14 protein-coding genes and 2 tRNA genes are annotated in these 14815 nt (G+C 56.2%); 9 read left to right on the top strand and 7 right to left on the bottom strand.

Annotated elements, in window-relative coordinates:
- The first annotated feature begins 2 nt into the window (after window positions 1–2).
- The 3 genes from gltX to ACR0BT_RS03030 all read left to right on the top strand — a co-directional run bounded on the left by gltX (window position 3) and on the right by ACR0BT_RS03030 (window position 3932).
- A complete protein-coding gene (gene gltX, locus ACR0BT_RS03020) occupies window positions 3–1409 on the top strand; it encodes a glutamate--tRNA ligase (protein WP_480762503.1) in 1407 nt (468 codons plus the stop codon).
- Between the two features lie 114 nt (window positions 1410–1523).
- Window positions 1524–2819 (top strand): citrate synthase, encoded by a 1296-nt coding sequence (gene gltA / locus ACR0BT_RS03025; protein WP_170392967.1) that lies wholly within the window; start codon window positions 1524–1526, stop codon window positions 2817–2819.
- Window positions 2820–2990: 171 nt separating this feature from the next.
- Entirely contained in the window at window positions 2991–3932 is a 942-nt protein-coding gene (locus tag ACR0BT_RS03030; protein ID WP_480569854.1) for an autotransporter outer membrane beta-barrel domain-containing protein, read from the top strand.
- 9 nt (window positions 3933–3941) lie between these two features.
- On the opposite strand, the gene ACR0BT_RS03035 is transcribed toward ACR0BT_RS03030, so the two are convergent.
- Window positions 3942–5009, bottom strand: coding sequence for a PA0069 family radical SAM protein (locus ACR0BT_RS03035; protein ID WP_480762504.1), 1068 nt, complete (start codon window positions 5007–5009; stop codon window positions 3942–3944).
- A gap of 315 nt (window positions 5010–5324) precedes the next feature.
- Here ACR0BT_RS03035 and ACR0BT_RS03040 point away from each other — a divergent pair, with 315 nt between their 5' ends.
- Together ACR0BT_RS03040 and ACR0BT_RS03045 are read left to right on the top strand one after the other, a co-directional pair.
- The gene (locus ACR0BT_RS03040) at window positions 5325–6023 is read left to right on the top strand and encodes a corrinoid protein (RefSeq protein ID WP_170392964.1); all 699 of its coding nucleotides are present in this window, start codon (window positions 5325–5327) and stop codon (window positions 6021–6023) included.
- Window positions 6024–6124: 101 nt separating this feature from the next.
- On the top strand, window positions 6125–6790 hold the full coding sequence (locus tag ACR0BT_RS03045; RefSeq protein WP_480762505.1) for a DUF1638 domain-containing protein: 666 nt from the start codon (window positions 6125–6127) through the stop codon (window positions 6788–6790).
- 3 nt (window positions 6791–6793) lie between these two features.
- On the opposite strand, the gene ACR0BT_RS03050 is transcribed toward ACR0BT_RS03045, so the two are convergent.
- A complete protein-coding gene (locus ACR0BT_RS03050) occupies window positions 6794–7204 on the bottom strand; it encodes a SufE family protein (protein WP_170392962.1) in 411 nt (136 codons plus the stop codon).
- Window positions 7205–7381: 177 nt separating this feature from the next.
- Between ACR0BT_RS03050 and ACR0BT_RS03055 the strand changes: the two genes are divergently transcribed.
- The gene (locus ACR0BT_RS03055; protein ID WP_480762506.1) at window positions 7382–7870 is read left to right on the top strand and encodes a hypothetical protein; all 489 of its coding nucleotides are present in this window, start codon (window positions 7382–7384) and stop codon (window positions 7868–7870) included.
- On the opposite strand, the gene rnd is transcribed toward ACR0BT_RS03055, so the two are convergent.
- The 3 genes from rnd to purM form a co-directional block, all read right to left on the bottom strand.
- Window positions 7867–9024, bottom strand: coding sequence for a ribonuclease D (rnd, locus tag ACR0BT_RS03060; RefSeq protein ID WP_170392960.1), 1158 nt, complete (start codon window positions 9022–9024; stop codon window positions 7867–7869). The genes ACR0BT_RS03055 and rnd overlap by 4 nt on opposite strands.
- Window positions 9025–9134: 110 nt before the next feature.
- Window positions 9135–9731: a phosphoribosylglycinamide formyltransferase gene (gene purN / locus ACR0BT_RS03065; RefSeq protein WP_480762507.1), complete on the bottom strand. Its 597-nt coding sequence runs from the start codon at window positions 9729–9731 to the stop codon at window positions 9135–9137.
- The gene (purM, locus tag ACR0BT_RS03070) at window positions 9728–10774 is read right to left on the bottom strand and encodes a phosphoribosylformylglycinamidine cyclo-ligase (protein WP_170422444.1); all 1047 of its coding nucleotides are present in this window, start codon (window positions 10772–10774) and stop codon (window positions 9728–9730) included. Before purM ends, purN begins: the two co-directional genes overlap by 4 nt.
- A 107-nt stretch (window positions 10775–10881) precedes the next feature.
- Between purM and ACR0BT_RS03075 the strand changes: the two genes are divergently transcribed.
- Window positions 10882–10958 (top strand) — tRNA-Ile (locus ACR0BT_RS03075).
- Window positions 10959–10960: 2 nt separating this feature from the next.
- Here ACR0BT_RS03075 and ACR0BT_RS03080 read toward each other — a convergent pair.
- Complete coding sequence (locus tag ACR0BT_RS03080; protein WP_170636160.1) at window positions 10961–12280, bottom strand: ATP-binding protein; 1320 nt, start codon at window positions 12278–12280, stop codon at window positions 10961–10963.
- Window positions 12281–12324: 44 nt separating this feature from the next.
- Here ACR0BT_RS03080 and ACR0BT_RS03085 point away from each other — a divergent pair, with 44 nt between their 5' ends.
- Both ACR0BT_RS03085 and ACR0BT_RS03090 read left to right on the top strand, forming a co-directional pair.
- A complete protein-coding gene (locus tag ACR0BT_RS03085; protein ID WP_480762508.1) occupies window positions 12325–13239 on the top strand; it encodes an MBL fold metallo-hydrolase in 915 nt (304 codons plus the stop codon).
- A 73-nt stretch (window positions 13240–13312) separates the two neighbouring features.
- A tRNA-Asn gene (locus ACR0BT_RS03090) sits at window positions 13313–13387 on the top strand.
- Window positions 13388–14137: 750 nt separating this feature from the next.
- Here the strand turns inward: ACR0BT_RS03090 and fsa are convergent.
- The gene (gene fsa / locus ACR0BT_RS03095) at window positions 14138–14791 is read right to left on the bottom strand and encodes a fructose-6-phosphate aldolase (RefSeq protein ID WP_480762509.1); all 654 of its coding nucleotides are present in this window, start codon (window positions 14789–14791) and stop codon (window positions 14138–14140) included.
- Window positions 14792–14815 lie beyond the last annotated feature (24 nt).

The raw sequence follows: 14815 nt of genomic DNA on the forward strand, positions 1-14815 counted from the left end.
CCATGTCCGATCAGGTCGTCACCCGTTTTGCCCCCTCTCCCACCGGATTTCTGCATATCGGTGGCGCCCGCACTGCTCTGTTCAACTGGCTTTATGCGCGGGGTCGCGGCGGCAAGTTCCTGTTGCGGATCGAGGATACCGATCGGGAACGTTCCACGCCGGAAGCAACAGCGGCCATACTGCAAGGCATGGACTGGCTAGGGCTTGATCATGACGGTGAGGTCGTCAGCCAATTCGAGGGTGCCCCTCGACATGCAGAGGTCGCGCATCAATTGCTGTCCGACGGCAAGGCATACAAGTGCTTTTCGACGCAGGAAGAAATCGCTGCATTCCGTGAACAGGCGCGGGCCGAGGGGCAGTCGACCCTGTTTCGCAGCCCATGGCGCGAGGCCGACCCGGCCACCCATCCGGACGCACCTTACGTGATCCGCATCAAGGCTCCGCAAGACGGTGCCACTGTGATCCGCGATCAGGTGCAGGGCGATGTCACCATTCGCAACGATCAGTTGGATGACATGATCCTGCTGCGTTCGGATGGGACTCCGGTCTATATGCTGGCCGTTGTGGTTGACGATCATGATATGGGCGTGACTCATGTGATCCGGGGCGACGATCACCTCAACAACGCCGCCCGTCAGATGATGATCTACGAGGCGATGGGTTGGGATGTACCAGTCTGGGCGCATATCCCTTTGATCCATGGACCCGATGGTAAAAAGCTCAGCAAACGTCACGGTGCGTTGGGGGCGCAAGAATATCAGGCCATGGGATATCCGGCATCCGGAATGCGCAACTATCTGGCTCGGCTGGGCTGGAGCCATGGGGATGATGAGTTCTTTACCGATGCCCAAGCTAAAGAGTGGTTCGATCTGGATGGCATCGGCAAAAGCCCGGCGCGATTTGATGTGAAGAAGCTTGAAAACCTTTGTGGACAACATATTGCCGTCGGGGAAGATGCCGCGCTGCAGCATGAAATTCAGGGATATCTGAAGTCAGCTGGTTTGCCGCCGCTTTCCGAAACACAATCAAGTGATTTGGTCCGTGCGATGTATTGCCTCAAGGACCGCGCACGCACGTTCCCGGAACTCATTGAAAAAGCTCATTTTGTGCTTACGTCGCGACCTATCCAGCCAGATGAAAAGGCCACAAAGGCGCTGGCATCTGTATCCGACGGTATACTGAAAGAATTGACGCCGCAGCTGCAAAATGCTAGCTGGTCCCGGAACGAACTGGAGGAGACCCTGAATTCGTTCGCAGAGGCGAATGGGGTTAAGTTCGGCAAATTGGCTGGTCCGCTGCGGGCGGCACTAGCGGGCCGGGCAGTTACACCTTCGGTATTTGACATGATGCTTGTGCTTGGGCGCGATGAAACCCTGGCGCGGCTTTCTGATGCAGCGAACCCGGCCTGATTTCACATAAGGGTAACGCTGCTCCGCTAAGAACGGACTGCGCGACGGATCGCAGTCGTTGCCTGCTTTGTCGGACAGCGATCCGGCATGCGCACGAATGAAGAAGGGACAAACATGACCGAGAGCAAAAAATCAGCCAAACTGACTGTCCACGGCGAAAGCTATGATCTGCCGGTGTTTTCTCCGACCGCTGGGCCCGATGTGATCGATATTCGCAAGCTCTATGGTCAGGCTGGCGTCTTTACTTATGATCCGGGTTTCACGTCCACCGCAAGCTGTGACAGCACCATTACATTCATCGACGGTGACAAGGGTGAGTTGCTGCATCGCGGTTATCCGATCGAACAGATCGCCTCGAAGTCGCATTTCCTCGAACTCAGCTATCTGCTGCTGTATGGCGAGCTGCCTTCGGCGAAGGATCTGGAGAACTTCGAGACCACAATCACCCGGCACACGATGCTGCACGAGCAGATGCAGTATTTCTATCGCGGCTTCCGCCGGGATGCGCATCCGATGGCCATCATGGTGGGTGTGGTTGGTGCCATGTCCGCGTTCTATCACGATTCGACCGACATCGCGGACCCGCGTCAGCGTGAAGTAGCTTCGCACCGTTTGATCGCAAAAATGCCGACCATCGCGGCCTGGGCCTACAAATACCATATCGGTCAGCCCTTCGTGTATCCGCGCAACGACCTGGACTATGCGTCAAACTTCTTGCGCATGTGTTTTGCCGTTCCTGCCGAAGATTACGAGGTGAACCCGATTCTGGCACGCGCCATGGATCGTATCTTCATGCTGCAGGCGGATCACGAACAGAACGCCTCGACTTCGACGGTGCGTCTGGCATCTTCTTCGGGTGCAAACCCGTTCGCCTGTATCGCGGCCGGTATCGCCTGTCTCTGGGGTCCGGCCCATGGTGGTGCGAACCAGGCTTGCCTTGAAATGCTGGAAGAGATCGGCAGCGTGGACCGCATCCCCGAGTTTATCGAGCGCGCCAAAGACAAAGATGACCCGTTCCGTCTGATGGGCTTTGGCCACCGCGTCTACAAGAACTTCGATCCACGCGCGAAAGTGATGAAGCAATCGGCAGACGAAGTACTTGACCTGCTGGGCGTGGAAAACAATCCCAAACTACAGGTCGCGAAGGCGCTGGAAAAACAGGCTCTGGAAGATCCGTATTTCATCGAGAAGAAACTGTTCCCGAATGTCGACTTCTATTCGGGCATCGTGATGGAAGCGATGGGCTTCCCGACCTCGATGTTCACGCCAATCTTCGCGTTGTCACGTACCGTTGGCTGGGTTAGCCAGTGGAAAGAAATGATTGCCGATCCACAGAATAAGATCGGACGCCCACGTCAGCTTTATCTGGGCGCGACCAACCGCGATTACGTGGACATCGAAAACCGCTGATCCACACACAATATCGATGTTAAGACCCCGGTTATCCGGGGTCTTTTTTTCCGTAGCGTTACCAAAATGAGACCGTTCGAAACCAATCGTAAATGACTGTTTCGATGCATCTTTCCGCACTGCCTCAGTCCGCCTAATGTTGCCGCGTCCGGCGAATAGTGTTTGGTTCTCATGCGTTTAATCCTATTGTTCATTATGTTGCTACTTGCGCAATCGGCATCCGCTCAAAGCGTGCTGGAACGTGCTTTTGAGAAGCAGCAGCAGGAAAACGCCGCCGGGTCGTTGGCAATCTTAGGGCTAGCAGGCATCCCGGACGATTCTGCCAGCGCAATCTCGCTGCAGTCAAATACAGACAATCGCGATTACGATTTCAAATCCGCCCAGCTGGGCGGCGGGTTTCGCCTTGCTGAGGGCGTGCCGATCTATCTTGAGGGGTATATAGGCTACGCGCGCTATGACCCCGTTCTGACCTTCAGCGGCACCGGAGATACCACGCGTATTCCGCTGAAATGGACCAGCCTCGCCCTGACCGGCGGTGTCGGCTATCAGTTCGACATCGGCGAGTATTGGAAAATGACCCCGATGGCCCATATCTCGGTCGGACGTACGCAATCCGACGCATCTGTCGGTGCGCAAGCCATCGCCAACCGCCTGGGGCTTGATCGAGACTTTCTCGAAAGCGGCGGCATCTGGGCTGGTGGCGCAGGCGGATCGATGACGGTCTCGTACGAGAAAGCTCTGTCCAACGACCGGGAACTCGAGGCAAGCCTGCGCTATACCCATATCGAATACTGGCCTATCGGAGACAACGAGGACTTGTTGGTTGAATCAACTGCCGCAAATGCAGTTCTGTGGTCACGCTACCGCTTTCCAACTGGAAAACGCATGTTCGGTCGCCCGGTCCGCTGGGTGGGCGATCTGTCCCTGTCCTATCTGATCGGGGATCAGTCACTTGTATTGGGCACCGACTGGCTGGCCCGCGTAGGTGGCGGGATCGAGGTTGATCTGTCCGACACATGGGTGCCTTGGGTATCAACGACCCGGTTTATGGTCCGTTATTACGGCAGCGATACGGTTAACGGATTCTCCGCCGGGATTGGCATCAGTTTCTGAACAAAGGTTTCAGAACAAAGCCAGCTGATCACCGGGCTGAGGTGGCGGCGCAAAAGCCGCACAGTTTAGTGGCGGCATATCAGTCGACAGCCCAAGACGTTTGACTGTGGCCTTGAACCGTTGCGCAATCATCTCGGCATAGGTCCCTTCGCCCCGCATGCGGTGGCCCCATCGGGGATCATACTCCCTACCCCCATGCATTTCGCGCAGCCGTGCCATCACCTTCTCAGCCCTGCCCGGCTGATGTTCGATCAGCCACTCGCGCCAGAGCGCGGATACTTCACGGGGAAGCCGCAGCATGATCCAGCTTGCAGCATCGGCGCCAGCCTGCTTTCCGGCCTCCAGCAGATTTTCCAGCTCATGATCGGTTAATCCGGGCACGATTGGAGACGTCATAACGCGCACAGGCACGCCAGCCTCGGTCAGGTTACGGATCATTCCGAGCCTGCGCTGTGGTGAAGGCGCCCGGGGTTCCATCCGTCGGGAAAGATCGCGGTCCAATGTGGTCAGCGAGATGCCAACCCGGACAAGGCCATTGCGGGCCATCGGTGCCAGAATATCAAGATCACGCTCGATCAGAGCCCCCTTGGTCACAATACCGACCGGATGCTGAAAATCTCTCAGCACCTTTAGACAGCTTCTTGTTATCTTGCGGTTTTTTTCGATCGGTTGATAAGGATCGGTGTTGGTGCCCAGTGCAATCGTGGCCACCTTGTAAGAACGTGCTGAGAGTTCGCGACGCAATAGCTCAGCCGCATTGGGTCGCGCAACAAGGCGGGTTTCGAAATCCAAACCCGGAGACAGCCCCAGATACGCATGCGTTGGCCGAGCAAAGCAATACACGCATCCATGCTCGCAGCCCCGATATGGGTTTATGGATCGGTTAAAAGGTAGGTCCGGCGACTTGTTATAGGTGATCAGATTGCGCGCCATTTCTTCCCGAACTTCGGTCCGCAACGGGGGCAGTTCCTCTGGCAAATCCCAGCCATCTTCGGTCAACTCGGTTGTAAACCTCTCGAATCGACCTGCTTCGTTTGAGGTTGCTCCGCGCCCAGGGCTTTTGATGGCAGCAGTCATTTGTTCGCCTTTTGTTCCTATCACTAGATGTAATTAAAACCAGTTTCACTGGCAAGATTCATGTTTCGATTCCCAAAAATCATCAGATGCTCGAAACCGACGACGCATTAGACTGCAGGTGAATTTACCGTGGCTAATGAAACCAATGCAGGATGATCTTGCAAAATTCGATGTCGCTGAGTGCGAATATTCGGCCTATAGGTCGGTCTCAGAACGACCTAGGTCGCAATCGTCACAGTAGACCTGCGACGAAATGGCCAAAACGGTGAAAATGCCACCACGGGCCGCAGGCCCGCACAGCTCAGGGAAATACCCATGTCTGATGAAGAAGACATCGTCCTGTCCGAACTGAATGACGACGAACTCGTCGAACAGATGTTCGATGACCTTTATGACGGCCTGAAGGAAGAGATCGAAGAAGGTGTGAACATCCTGCTCGAGCGCGGATGGCAACCCTATGACATCCTAACCAAAGCGCTGGTTGGCGGCATGACAATTGTCGGCCATGACTTCCGCGACGGCATCCTGTTCGTGCCTGAGGTGCTGCTGGCGGCCAACGCCATGAAAGGCGGTATGGCGATCCTGAAGCCTCTGCTGGCTGAAACTGGTGCTCCGCGCGTTGGCAAGATGGTGATCGGCACCGTAAAGGGCGACATCCATGACATCGGCAAGAACCTTGTTGCGATGATGATGGAAGGCGCCGGGTTCGAAGTTGTCGATATCGGCATCAACAACCCGGTCGAGAACTACCTCGAAGCGCTGGAAAACGAACAACCCGACATTCTGGGCATGTCCGCTCTGCTGACGACGACGATGCCTTATATGAAGGTCGTAATCGACACGTTGGTCGAACAAGGCCTGCGTGATGAGTACACCGTTCTGGTTGGCGGTGCTCCGCTGAACGAAGAGTTCGGCAAGGCGATCGGCGCTGACGGCTATTGCCGCGACGCAGCCGTGGCGGTGGAAATGGCAAAGGACTTTATGTCGCGCAAGCACAACCAACTAGCCGGCTAAGGCGCGAGATCATATCGTGAGACAGGCCGTCCTTTTTGGGGCGGCCTTTTTTGTCCGAACCTCGGGCACATATATTGCTAAAGACCAGCCAGAGAGATCAGATGACCGGCTCAAAGATCCCAGACGATGACAGCCTGACCCGTCAGGGCTATGTCGCACCGCACAGCACCGAGTCAATTCTTCTGATCGCATGCGGCGCACTGGCGCGCGAGATTTTGGACCTGAAAGAACGGAACGGCTGGGATCACATGGCGCTGACTTGCCTGCCCGCCATTTTGCATGTGCACCCGGAAAAGATTACACAGGCGGTCGAGGATGCGGTTGCCAAGCATCGGGGCTCATACGACCACATCTACGTTGTCTATGCCGATTGCGGAACCGGTGGCTTGTTACAGGCAGCGTGCAAGCGACTGGGGGTCGAGATGATCCAAGGGCCCCATTGCTATTCCTTCTTCGAGGGCAATCTGGCCTTTGCAGCGCATGGCGACGATGAAACCACCGCTTTTTATCTGACAGATTTCCTTGCGCGGCAGTTTGATGCGTTTGTCTGGAAACCGCTGGGTCTGGACCGTCATCCTGAATTGCGAGAGATGTATTTCGGCAATTACACCAAGCTCGTTTATCAGGCGCAAACCGATGATCCCGACTTGACCCGTCGCGCGCAGGAGTGCGCTGATCGGATGGGGCTGGAATTCGAACGTCGGCAAACCGGCTATGGCGATTTGGAAACCACGCTTACAGATTGGGCAGCGCGCAAATCCACCTAAAAGTCAGGCGCTGGCCAATGCCACTTCGCGAATACGTTCTATCATTGCGCGCAACCCGTTCGAACGTTGGGCAGACAAATGATCCTGCAACCCCAGTCGCGCGAGTTCTCCACCGGCATCAACACTGGGCACCTCGGCCACCGGCAAGCCGTTATACAGGCTACGCAGAACCGCAATCAGGCCCCGAACAATCAGGGCATCGCTGTCACCGTCAAAGCGGAATTGACCGCCCTCAATGGTTGGATGCAGCCAGACCTGACTGGCGCAACCATTCACCTTGGTCGCAGGGACTTTGAATGCATCATCCAAAGGCTCCATCGCTTTGCCCTGCTCGATCACATGGCGATAGCGGTCTTCCCAGTCCTCCAGGAACTCGAAATCCTCGACTATCTCTTCGAAGGCTGGCGTTGCCATATCGGGTCCGTCCTTGCGTTACGCATTCACAATTGTGAACTATGCTCAGCGCTACCGACTGTCCAGTCCCCAGCGTGGCTTTTCAAACGATCGAATTTGCGTTAACCCGATGCAGGTAAAGTTGCACAAAGTACTGGGTCCATGCACAAAACTCTGCCTGTTCTGATGATCTCCACAATGGCTCTGTCCGCTTGTGGCAACTGGAGCAACTCAAGCGCGAATCCATCGAACTGGTTTGGCAGCAGCACACCCAGCCCATCCGAAGTATCAGCCGATGACGCCAATGCATTGGTTCCCGAAAATGCCGACAAAAAAGGCCTGTTCGAGCGTCCGGACGCCGAGGATAACAGCGTTCCAATCGCCGTGATCAACGAATTGCGGATCGACCCAACCTCGACGGGCGCAATCATCTATGCGGCTGGCACAGCCATTCGACAGGGTGCGTTCAACGCACAGCTCGCGCGCGTAAGATCCGAAGAACTCAGCAAAAATGGCGTTATGGAGTTCACCTTCCGCGTGGATTACCCGGACTACGCCACTGCGCAGGGCACCGAACGGTCGCGGATGGTTTCAGAGGCCGTCAATGTAAGCCGAAAAGAACTGGAAGGTATTCGTTTAGTTCGGGTCAAAGGCCAGCAGAACGCGTTGGAATCCCGTCGCCGTTAAAGCGAGACAACCTGCACGGCCTGTCCCTTGGCGGCCAAAGCAATCTTGCCTTCGCAAAGCTTCAGCGCGTCCTCGCCAAAAACCTCGAACCGCCAACCAGACATGGCGGGAACTTCTCGTTCGCCTGCAGCGATCTGATCCAATTCCGCGCTGGAGGCGATCAATTTTGCGGCAACGCCTGCGCTTTCGGTCTTTGATTTCAAAAGAACGCGCAGCAAATCTGCAAGTGCAGGGTTGACCTTCAGCTTGTCGCGGCTGTTGTCAATTTTCGGCAATCGGTCTTGCGGGCAACCTACGCCCCGTTTTACCGCCTCCAGAATGCCTTCTGCGATCGCCCCTTTGCGCGCTTCGCGCAGCAACAAGCGCGATCCGCCCAGATCAGAGGGCGTCTTGGGCTTGGTCGAGGCCATCTCGATCAACGCATCGTCTTTGAACACACGGCTTCGTGGCACATTGTTCTCTTGCGCATAGGCCTCGCGGAACTGCGCCAGCTCTCGAACCACGGCCAGAAACTTGGCAGAGTTGGTCCGCGTTTTGACCCGCCGCCACGCCTCTTCCGGGCGAATGTCATATGTCTCGGGTCGGGTCAGTATGCGAAGCTCTTCTGCAACCCAGTGATCCCGACGTGACTTCTTAAGTTCTGCAGCCAGATGCTCATAGATTTTACGAAGATGGGTTACATCTGCCAATGCGTATGTTTTCTGCGCTTCCGTCAGAGGGCGCCGTGACCAGTCGGTGAAGCGAGAAGTTTTATCGACCCCTTCCTTGCAAATCTTCCGGACCAGAGTCTCATAGCCAACCTGTTCACCAAAACCGCAGACCATCGCAGCGACCTGAGTATCAAACAACGGAGTCGGAAAGACGCCCGCGTCGACCCAAAAAATTTCAAGATCCTGCCGCGCGGCGTGGAAAACCTTGACCACGCTTTCGTCGCTGAACAGCTGGTACAAAGGCTCCAGCGACATGCCGTCAGCCAATGGATCAACCAGAACGGCGCTGTCTTCATCTTCCGATGGCACTGCAAGCTGCACCAGACAGAGTTTCGAATAATAGGTCCGTTCGCGCAGAAATTCGGTATCTACAGTGACATAAGGATATTGTGCAGCAGCCGAGCAGAATGCGGCCAGCTCTTGCGTCGTCGTCAGGGTTTTCATGCGCGGTGCTGTTCTTGCTTTTGGTTATTGTGACTGCCCGTGCCGTCCTCGTCCCGAGCGATATGCGACCATAAGACGAATAACCTTTGCGTGTAAATCACCCCGCCGCGTTAGGGCAGAAGAACTGGGTCTTTGTTGCCCATACAATAACGGCGAAGCACGGCAGGGTAGAGTTTGTGCTCCCAGGTCAACACGCGGGCGGCGAGCTCCTCAGGCGTGTCCCCTACCCGTACACCCACGCGCGCCTGACCCAGAATCGGTCCGTCATCCAACGCGGCAGTAACTTCGTGAACGGTGCAGCCATGTTCGGCGTCGCCTGCTTCAATTGCGCGTGCATGGGTGTTCAAACCCTTGTACTTAGGCAAAAGCGATGGGTGGATGTTCAGCATCCGGCCCTGGAAACGCGATACAAATTCACCCGTCAATACACGCATGAAACCGGCCAGACAGACAACATCCGGCTGGGCTGCCATAAGCGGCTTAAGCAGTTCTGCTTCAAACGCAGCGCGATCTTTGCCAAAGGGCTTGTGGTCGACGGCTGCGGTCGGAATTCCGCGCTGTGCAGCTTTCTTCAGCCCTCCGGCATTTGCGTCGTTAGACAATACCATACATGGTCGGCCTGGATGATCGCCATTCATGCTGTCGACCAGCGACAGCATGTTCGATCCGCCCCCGGAGATCAGGATCGCGACGCGCTTGTGGCTCACAGCAGTTTGCCTGAATAGGCCACACCCGGCGCTGCGGTGACCGTTCCGATGCGCGCAACGGATTCGCCTGCCTCTGCAAGCAGTGTTGTAAGATCATCCGCCTGATCTGCAGCGCAGACAACAATCATGCCGATGCCGCAGTTGAAGGTCTTCAACATCTCGGACTCGGCGATGCCACCGGTCTCGGCCATCCATTTGAACACAGGCGGCAAGTCCCAAGCACTCAAATCAATCTCGGCCCCGAGCCCTTCGGGCAATACGCGCGGCAGATTTTCGGTGAGGCCGCCGCCGGTTATATGGGCAAGCGCGCGAACGCCGCCAGCCCGGATCGCCTGCAGCGCTGGTTTCACATACAGCCGCGTGGGGGTCAGCAAAGCCTCACCCAATGTTCCGCCACCGAAAGGCGACTCTTCCTCCCAGCCCAGCCCGGACATTTCAACCAGTTTGCGCACCAGCGAATAGCCGTTGGAATGCACCCCGTTCGAAGCCAGCCCCAGCAGGACATCACCCTGTTCAACGCCCTCGGGCAATGCGGCCCCGCGTTCCATGGCACCAACCGAGAAACCGGCCAGATCGAAATCGCCGTCAGGGTACATACCCGGCATTTCGGCGGTTTCACCACCAATCAGGGCGCAGCCAGATTGGACACACCCCTCGGCAATTCCTTCGATAATCCGCGCGGCAGTATCGGTGTCCAGCTTACCGGTGGCAAAATAATCCAGGAAAAACAGCGGCTCAGCACCTTGGCAGATCAGATCGTTGACGCACATCGCCACCAGATCGATTCCCACGCCATCGACAACGCCGGTATCAATTGCGATCCGCAGCTTGGTGCCCACACCATCGGTTGCGCCCACCAGAACCGGGTCTTGATAGCCAGCCGCTTTCAGGTCGAACAGAGCGCCAAATCCGCCTAGCCCGCTCATCACGCCCGAACGGTTGGTGCGCTTGGCCGCAGGCTTGATCCGATCGACCAGAGCGTTGCCTGCATCGATATCTACACCTGCGTCGGCATAGGTGATTCCGTTCTTGCCCGCTGTCATGGCCAATCCCTCATGAGTGCTTTGCGCGCGGGTTATTCGATTGTGGGCCATGTTGCAACGGTCAGGCTTGACGCGGGCTGCCATCGTGATAGGCAAAGCCCTCAGGCGGGCCTGTAGCTCAATTGGTTAGAGCAGAGCGCTCATAACGCTTTGGTTGGGGGTTCGAGTCCCTCCGGGCCTACCAAATCACCGTCCAATCACGATATCCGCGCTTAATCCGCCCAGCCTTTCGCTGCTGCCCAGTCGCAGAATACCACCATGTACGCGGGCGATATCGGCAACAATCGCAAGGCCCAAACCCACGCCGGTGCCCTGATTCTGGTTTCGCGCCGGATCAAGTCGCGTGAAGGGTTTGACGGCCTCGGTGCGTTGTTCGATCGGGATACCGGGGCCGTCATCTTCAACCCGAATGCGTAGTGACTTTGGCGTCATCGAAAGGCTGACCTCGGCGCGTGAACCATAGCGATTCGCGTTTCCAATCAGATTCTCTACTGCCCTGCGCATGGCCGATGGGCGCAGCATTGCCGTTCCACGCCCCTCGACCGAGATTAGTTCAACGTGCTGGCCCGCGCGCTGTGCATCGTCAACGATTTGGCTCAGCCAGTTTTCGGGTTCAATCTCTTCGGGTGCGCTCTCTGCAGCGCCACGCGAGAAGTCCAAGAATGCATCCAGCAGCGATTGCATCTCGTCCACGTCTTGCAACAACGGTGCGGCCTCGTCCTCGGGCAACATAGCTAATCCAAGTTTCAGACGCGTCAGAGGTGTGCGCAGATCGTGGCTGACCCCCGACAACATGAGCGTGCGCTGCTCAATCTGCCGCTCGATTCGGGCGCGCATGTCAACGAAGGCATTGCCCGCAGCGCGTACCTCGATTGCGCCACCGGGTGAATAAGGCACGACCCGCCCGCGACCAAAGGCCTGCGCCGCGTCCGCAAGGCGCGTGATCGGGCGCAACTGATTGCGCATGTAGAGAAACGAGATCGTTGTCATCAGAGCCGCAAAGAACACCATCGTCACAATCAGCTGATGCGGTGCAGTCGGCGACAGGCGTCGGCGATCAAACTCTAGCTCAAGCATGCCCAGATTGGTTGCCAGAAAAAGACTCACTTCCTGTCCATTTGGCAGAGCCACATACTGGGTTTCAGGCAACAAGCTGCGCATTTCCGCATCCACCTGCGGGGCAATGAAATCGTACCATCGACGCGGACTGTTTTTCGGCTCTTCATTCGGCGGCAGAAAACGGGCGGTCATGTTCAAGACCGACAAGTCCTGCCGCGCAGCTGCCAATGCCTGCTGCTGGGTTTCCGCACCCTCCATCACGTCCAGCACCAGTGTCACCTCGCGCGCCGCCGTGCGGGTCATCTGGGCGGTCACTTCTTCAAGATGTTTTTGCAAAAAGGCAATCGCCACCACCAAAAGCACGACAATGACCGGCAGTACCAGAATGAGTGCGGCACGCGCATATAGGCTGCGCGGCATATAGGGTTTGAGCCATTGGGTCGACATGCGCTAAACCTAGCGGGCTGCCCGGGCAAGAGGAAGAGGTCAGAATGCAAGCCCCCGACGATTTCAACCCTCCCCCAGGACAGGTTGTTGAGCTCACCCCGGTACTTAGGCGCATTCTTGCGCCCAATCCCTCGCCAATGACTTATCGTGGTACGAATACCTACCTTCTGGGCGATAAGGACATTGCTGTCATCGACCCTGGGCCATTGAGTGATGCGCATTTGCAAGCCATCGTTGATGCGCTGGAACCCGGGCAGCGGATCAGCCACATATTTGTTACGCACACCCATCTGGATCACTCGCCTTTGGCCGCCCCGCTCGCATCCCGCACCGGCGCTCCGATTCTGGCTTTTGGTGGTCCGCAAGCTGGACGCAGCGAAATCATGACCGAACTGGCCCAGAACGGGCTTGCCGGAGGTGGTGAGGGAATCGATGCCGATTTCCGCCCTGATATCGAGCTTGAAAACGGTGAACGCGTCGCGGCGGAAAGCTGGCGACTCGAAGTGATCCACACACCCGGCCATCTGGGTAACCATATCGCGCTGGCCTGGGGGGATGTCTGCTTTACGGCTGATCACGTCATGGGTTGGGCCAGTTCTCTGGTCTCGCCCCCGGACGGAGACCTGACGGATTTCATGGCAGCCTGTCGCCGCCTGCGTGCGCGCGAGTGGTCGGTTTTTCATCCGGGCCATGGTGCCCCTATCACGAATCCTGCCAAGCGCCTGGATTGGCTGATAGACCACCGATTGCAGCGGGAATCACAGATACTCGACGCCCTGGAAAATGGCCCAGAAACGGCCCAACAGCTTGCCCAGCGAATCTATATCGAAACCCCCGCCGCGCTGCTTCCCGCGGCCGAGCGTAATGTCTTCGCCCATCTGGTTGATCTGACCGGCAGATCCCGTGTAGCGCCCTTGGGGGATCTGTCAGTTGCGTCTCGTTTCAAGCGCATCGCGTGAATCGGAAAAAATTGACGGCCCGTGCGCTTCCCCTCTGGACGCCGAAAATACGGGTTGTTATACGCCCCTCAGTTCCGGCGTAGCTCAGCGGTAGAGCAGTTGACTGTTAATCAATTGGTCGTAGGTTCGATCCCTACCGCCGGAGCCAATTTTCCCCATTTAGATCATAGACTTAATGGAAAGCCTCGCATTTAGGGGAAGGAATGTAGGGCCGTGTTGCCAGTTTGTTGCCAAGAATCAGGTGGCAATGAAGTGACAACAGCTCCCAGCAAAACCACCATTCAGCCAGCAACCACCTGTTATTGCTTGATTTTCAGGCAGAGCAAATCGGTAGGTCAATTGATTCGAGATCAATCGATCATAGGATACCTCAAAGCTGATGTTTGCGGCACCTTTCGCGAACATCTGGAAACGAGGAAGCCGGTCGTTTACTTTCGCCCGAGCGGAGGGCTACTTTGCCGACAAAGCTGCTGTCAAAGTTTTCCGGCGGAACGTCCGCTTTGTGCACTTTGCGACCGAGGCAACAAATACGGCGGACGGAAAGCTGTTATTCCCTGGAGACGCCAAAGGTAATTGGCACGGGAGTGAAAGCGGACGTTTACGGGAAGATGACACTATGAAATGAAGGCGCCTGGCTGCCAAGGTCAAACCGGAATTTCGCCGCGACCTCGCCGATTGCTCTAGCCATTTTCCTACCGTTGACCTTATATTGGTCTGCCGTTGCCTTAGTGTTCATCCCGCCAATAGTGAGGAGTGACGACGGTTTTCCACAAAGCTCGACGTACTTGACAAAGCAGAAAGACTCTCCTTGAGACCTTATTTCTTAAAATGCAGCAGTGCCGCTTAGAGGTAAATCATTTGGGACAGGTCGCTCTTCCCCAATCGAGTTGGCAATCCATCAAAGGATCGATTGCCCAGTCGAATTCCAATCATTGAGAAACTTCTCGATGCCGATATCGGTCAATGGATGCATGATCAGTTTGCGAATAACGGACGGCGGGATCGTGGCGATGTCGGAACCGGCCAGTGCCACCTCTGTAATATGATTGGGGCTTCTGACGGATGCCGCAATGATTTCAGTTTCAATACTATAGTTGTCGTAAATGCTACGGATGTCACGGATCAGATTGACTCCGTCCAGATTGATGTCATCCAATCTGCCAATGAACGGAGATATATAGGTAGCGCCAGCCTTTGCTGCCAAGAGAGCCTGATTGGGTGAAAAGCACAGTGTGACGTTTGTTCTGATACCTTCACTTTTGAAATGAGCACAGGCCCTGAGGCCATCCAATGTCAGCGGCAGTTTGACAACGACGTTGTCTGCGATCGCCGCGAGGTGCACTCCCTCTGCGATCATTCCCGCAGCATCCAACGCTGCAACCTCTGCCGATACTGGCGTATCCGTCAGAGTGCAAATTTCTGCAATGACCTCTTTGAAATCGCGACCGGACTTGGCGATCAAGCTTGGATTGGTGGTCACGCCATCCAATAATCCGAAGCCCATCAGGTCTTTGATGTCGTTTACTTCTGCGGTGTCCACGAAGAATTTCATGAGGTTTCCTCATTGCGTAAGGGG

Source organism: Ruegeria sp. CJ6, from assembly GCF_056536665.1.

Bases quoted from the DNA above. Each gene is read 5' to 3' on its own strand.
- gltX (WP_480762503.1), top strand. From the start codon at position 3: ATGTCCGATCAGGTCGTCACCCGTTTTGCCCCCTCTCCCACCGGATTT.
- gltA (WP_170392967.1), top strand. From the start codon at position 1,524: ATGACCGAGAGCAAAAAATCAGCCAAACTGACTGTCCACGGCGAAAGC.
- ACR0BT_RS03030 (WP_480569854.1), top strand. From the start codon at position 2,991: ATGCGTTTAATCCTATTGTTCATTATGTTGCTACTTGCGCAATCGGCA.
- ACR0BT_RS03035 (WP_480762504.1), bottom strand. From the start codon at position 5,009: ATGACTGCTGCCATCAAAAGCCCTGGGCGCGGAGCAACCTCAAACGAA.
- ACR0BT_RS03040 (WP_170392964.1), top strand. From the start codon at position 5,325: ATGTCTGATGAAGAAGACATCGTCCTGTCCGAACTGAATGACGACGAA.
- ACR0BT_RS03045 (WP_480762505.1), top strand. From the start codon at position 6,125: ATGACCGGCTCAAAGATCCCAGACGATGACAGCCTGACCCGTCAGGGC.
- ACR0BT_RS03050 (WP_170392962.1), bottom strand. From the start codon at position 7,204: ATGGCAACGCCAGCCTTCGAAGAGATAGTCGAGGATTTCGAGTTCCTG.
- ACR0BT_RS03055 (WP_480762506.1), top strand. From the start codon at position 7,382: ATGGCTCTGTCCGCTTGTGGCAACTGGAGCAACTCAAGCGCGAATCCA.
- rnd (WP_170392960.1), bottom strand. From the start codon at position 9,024: ATGAAAACCCTGACGACGACGCAAGAGCTGGCCGCATTCTGCTCGGCT.
- purM (WP_170422444.1), bottom strand. From the start codon at position 10,774: ATGACAGCGGGCAAGAACGGAATCACCTATGCCGACGCAGGTGTAGAT.
- ACR0BT_RS03080 (WP_170636160.1), bottom strand. From the start codon at position 12,280: ATGTCGACCCAATGGCTCAAACCCTATATGCCGCGCAGCCTATATGCG.
- ACR0BT_RS03085 (WP_480762508.1), top strand. From the start codon at position 12,325: ATGCAAGCCCCCGACGATTTCAACCCTCCCCCAGGACAGGTTGTTGAG.
- fsa (WP_480762509.1), bottom strand. From the start codon at position 14,791: ATGAAATTCTTCGTGGACACCGCAGAAGTAAACGACATCAAAGACCTG.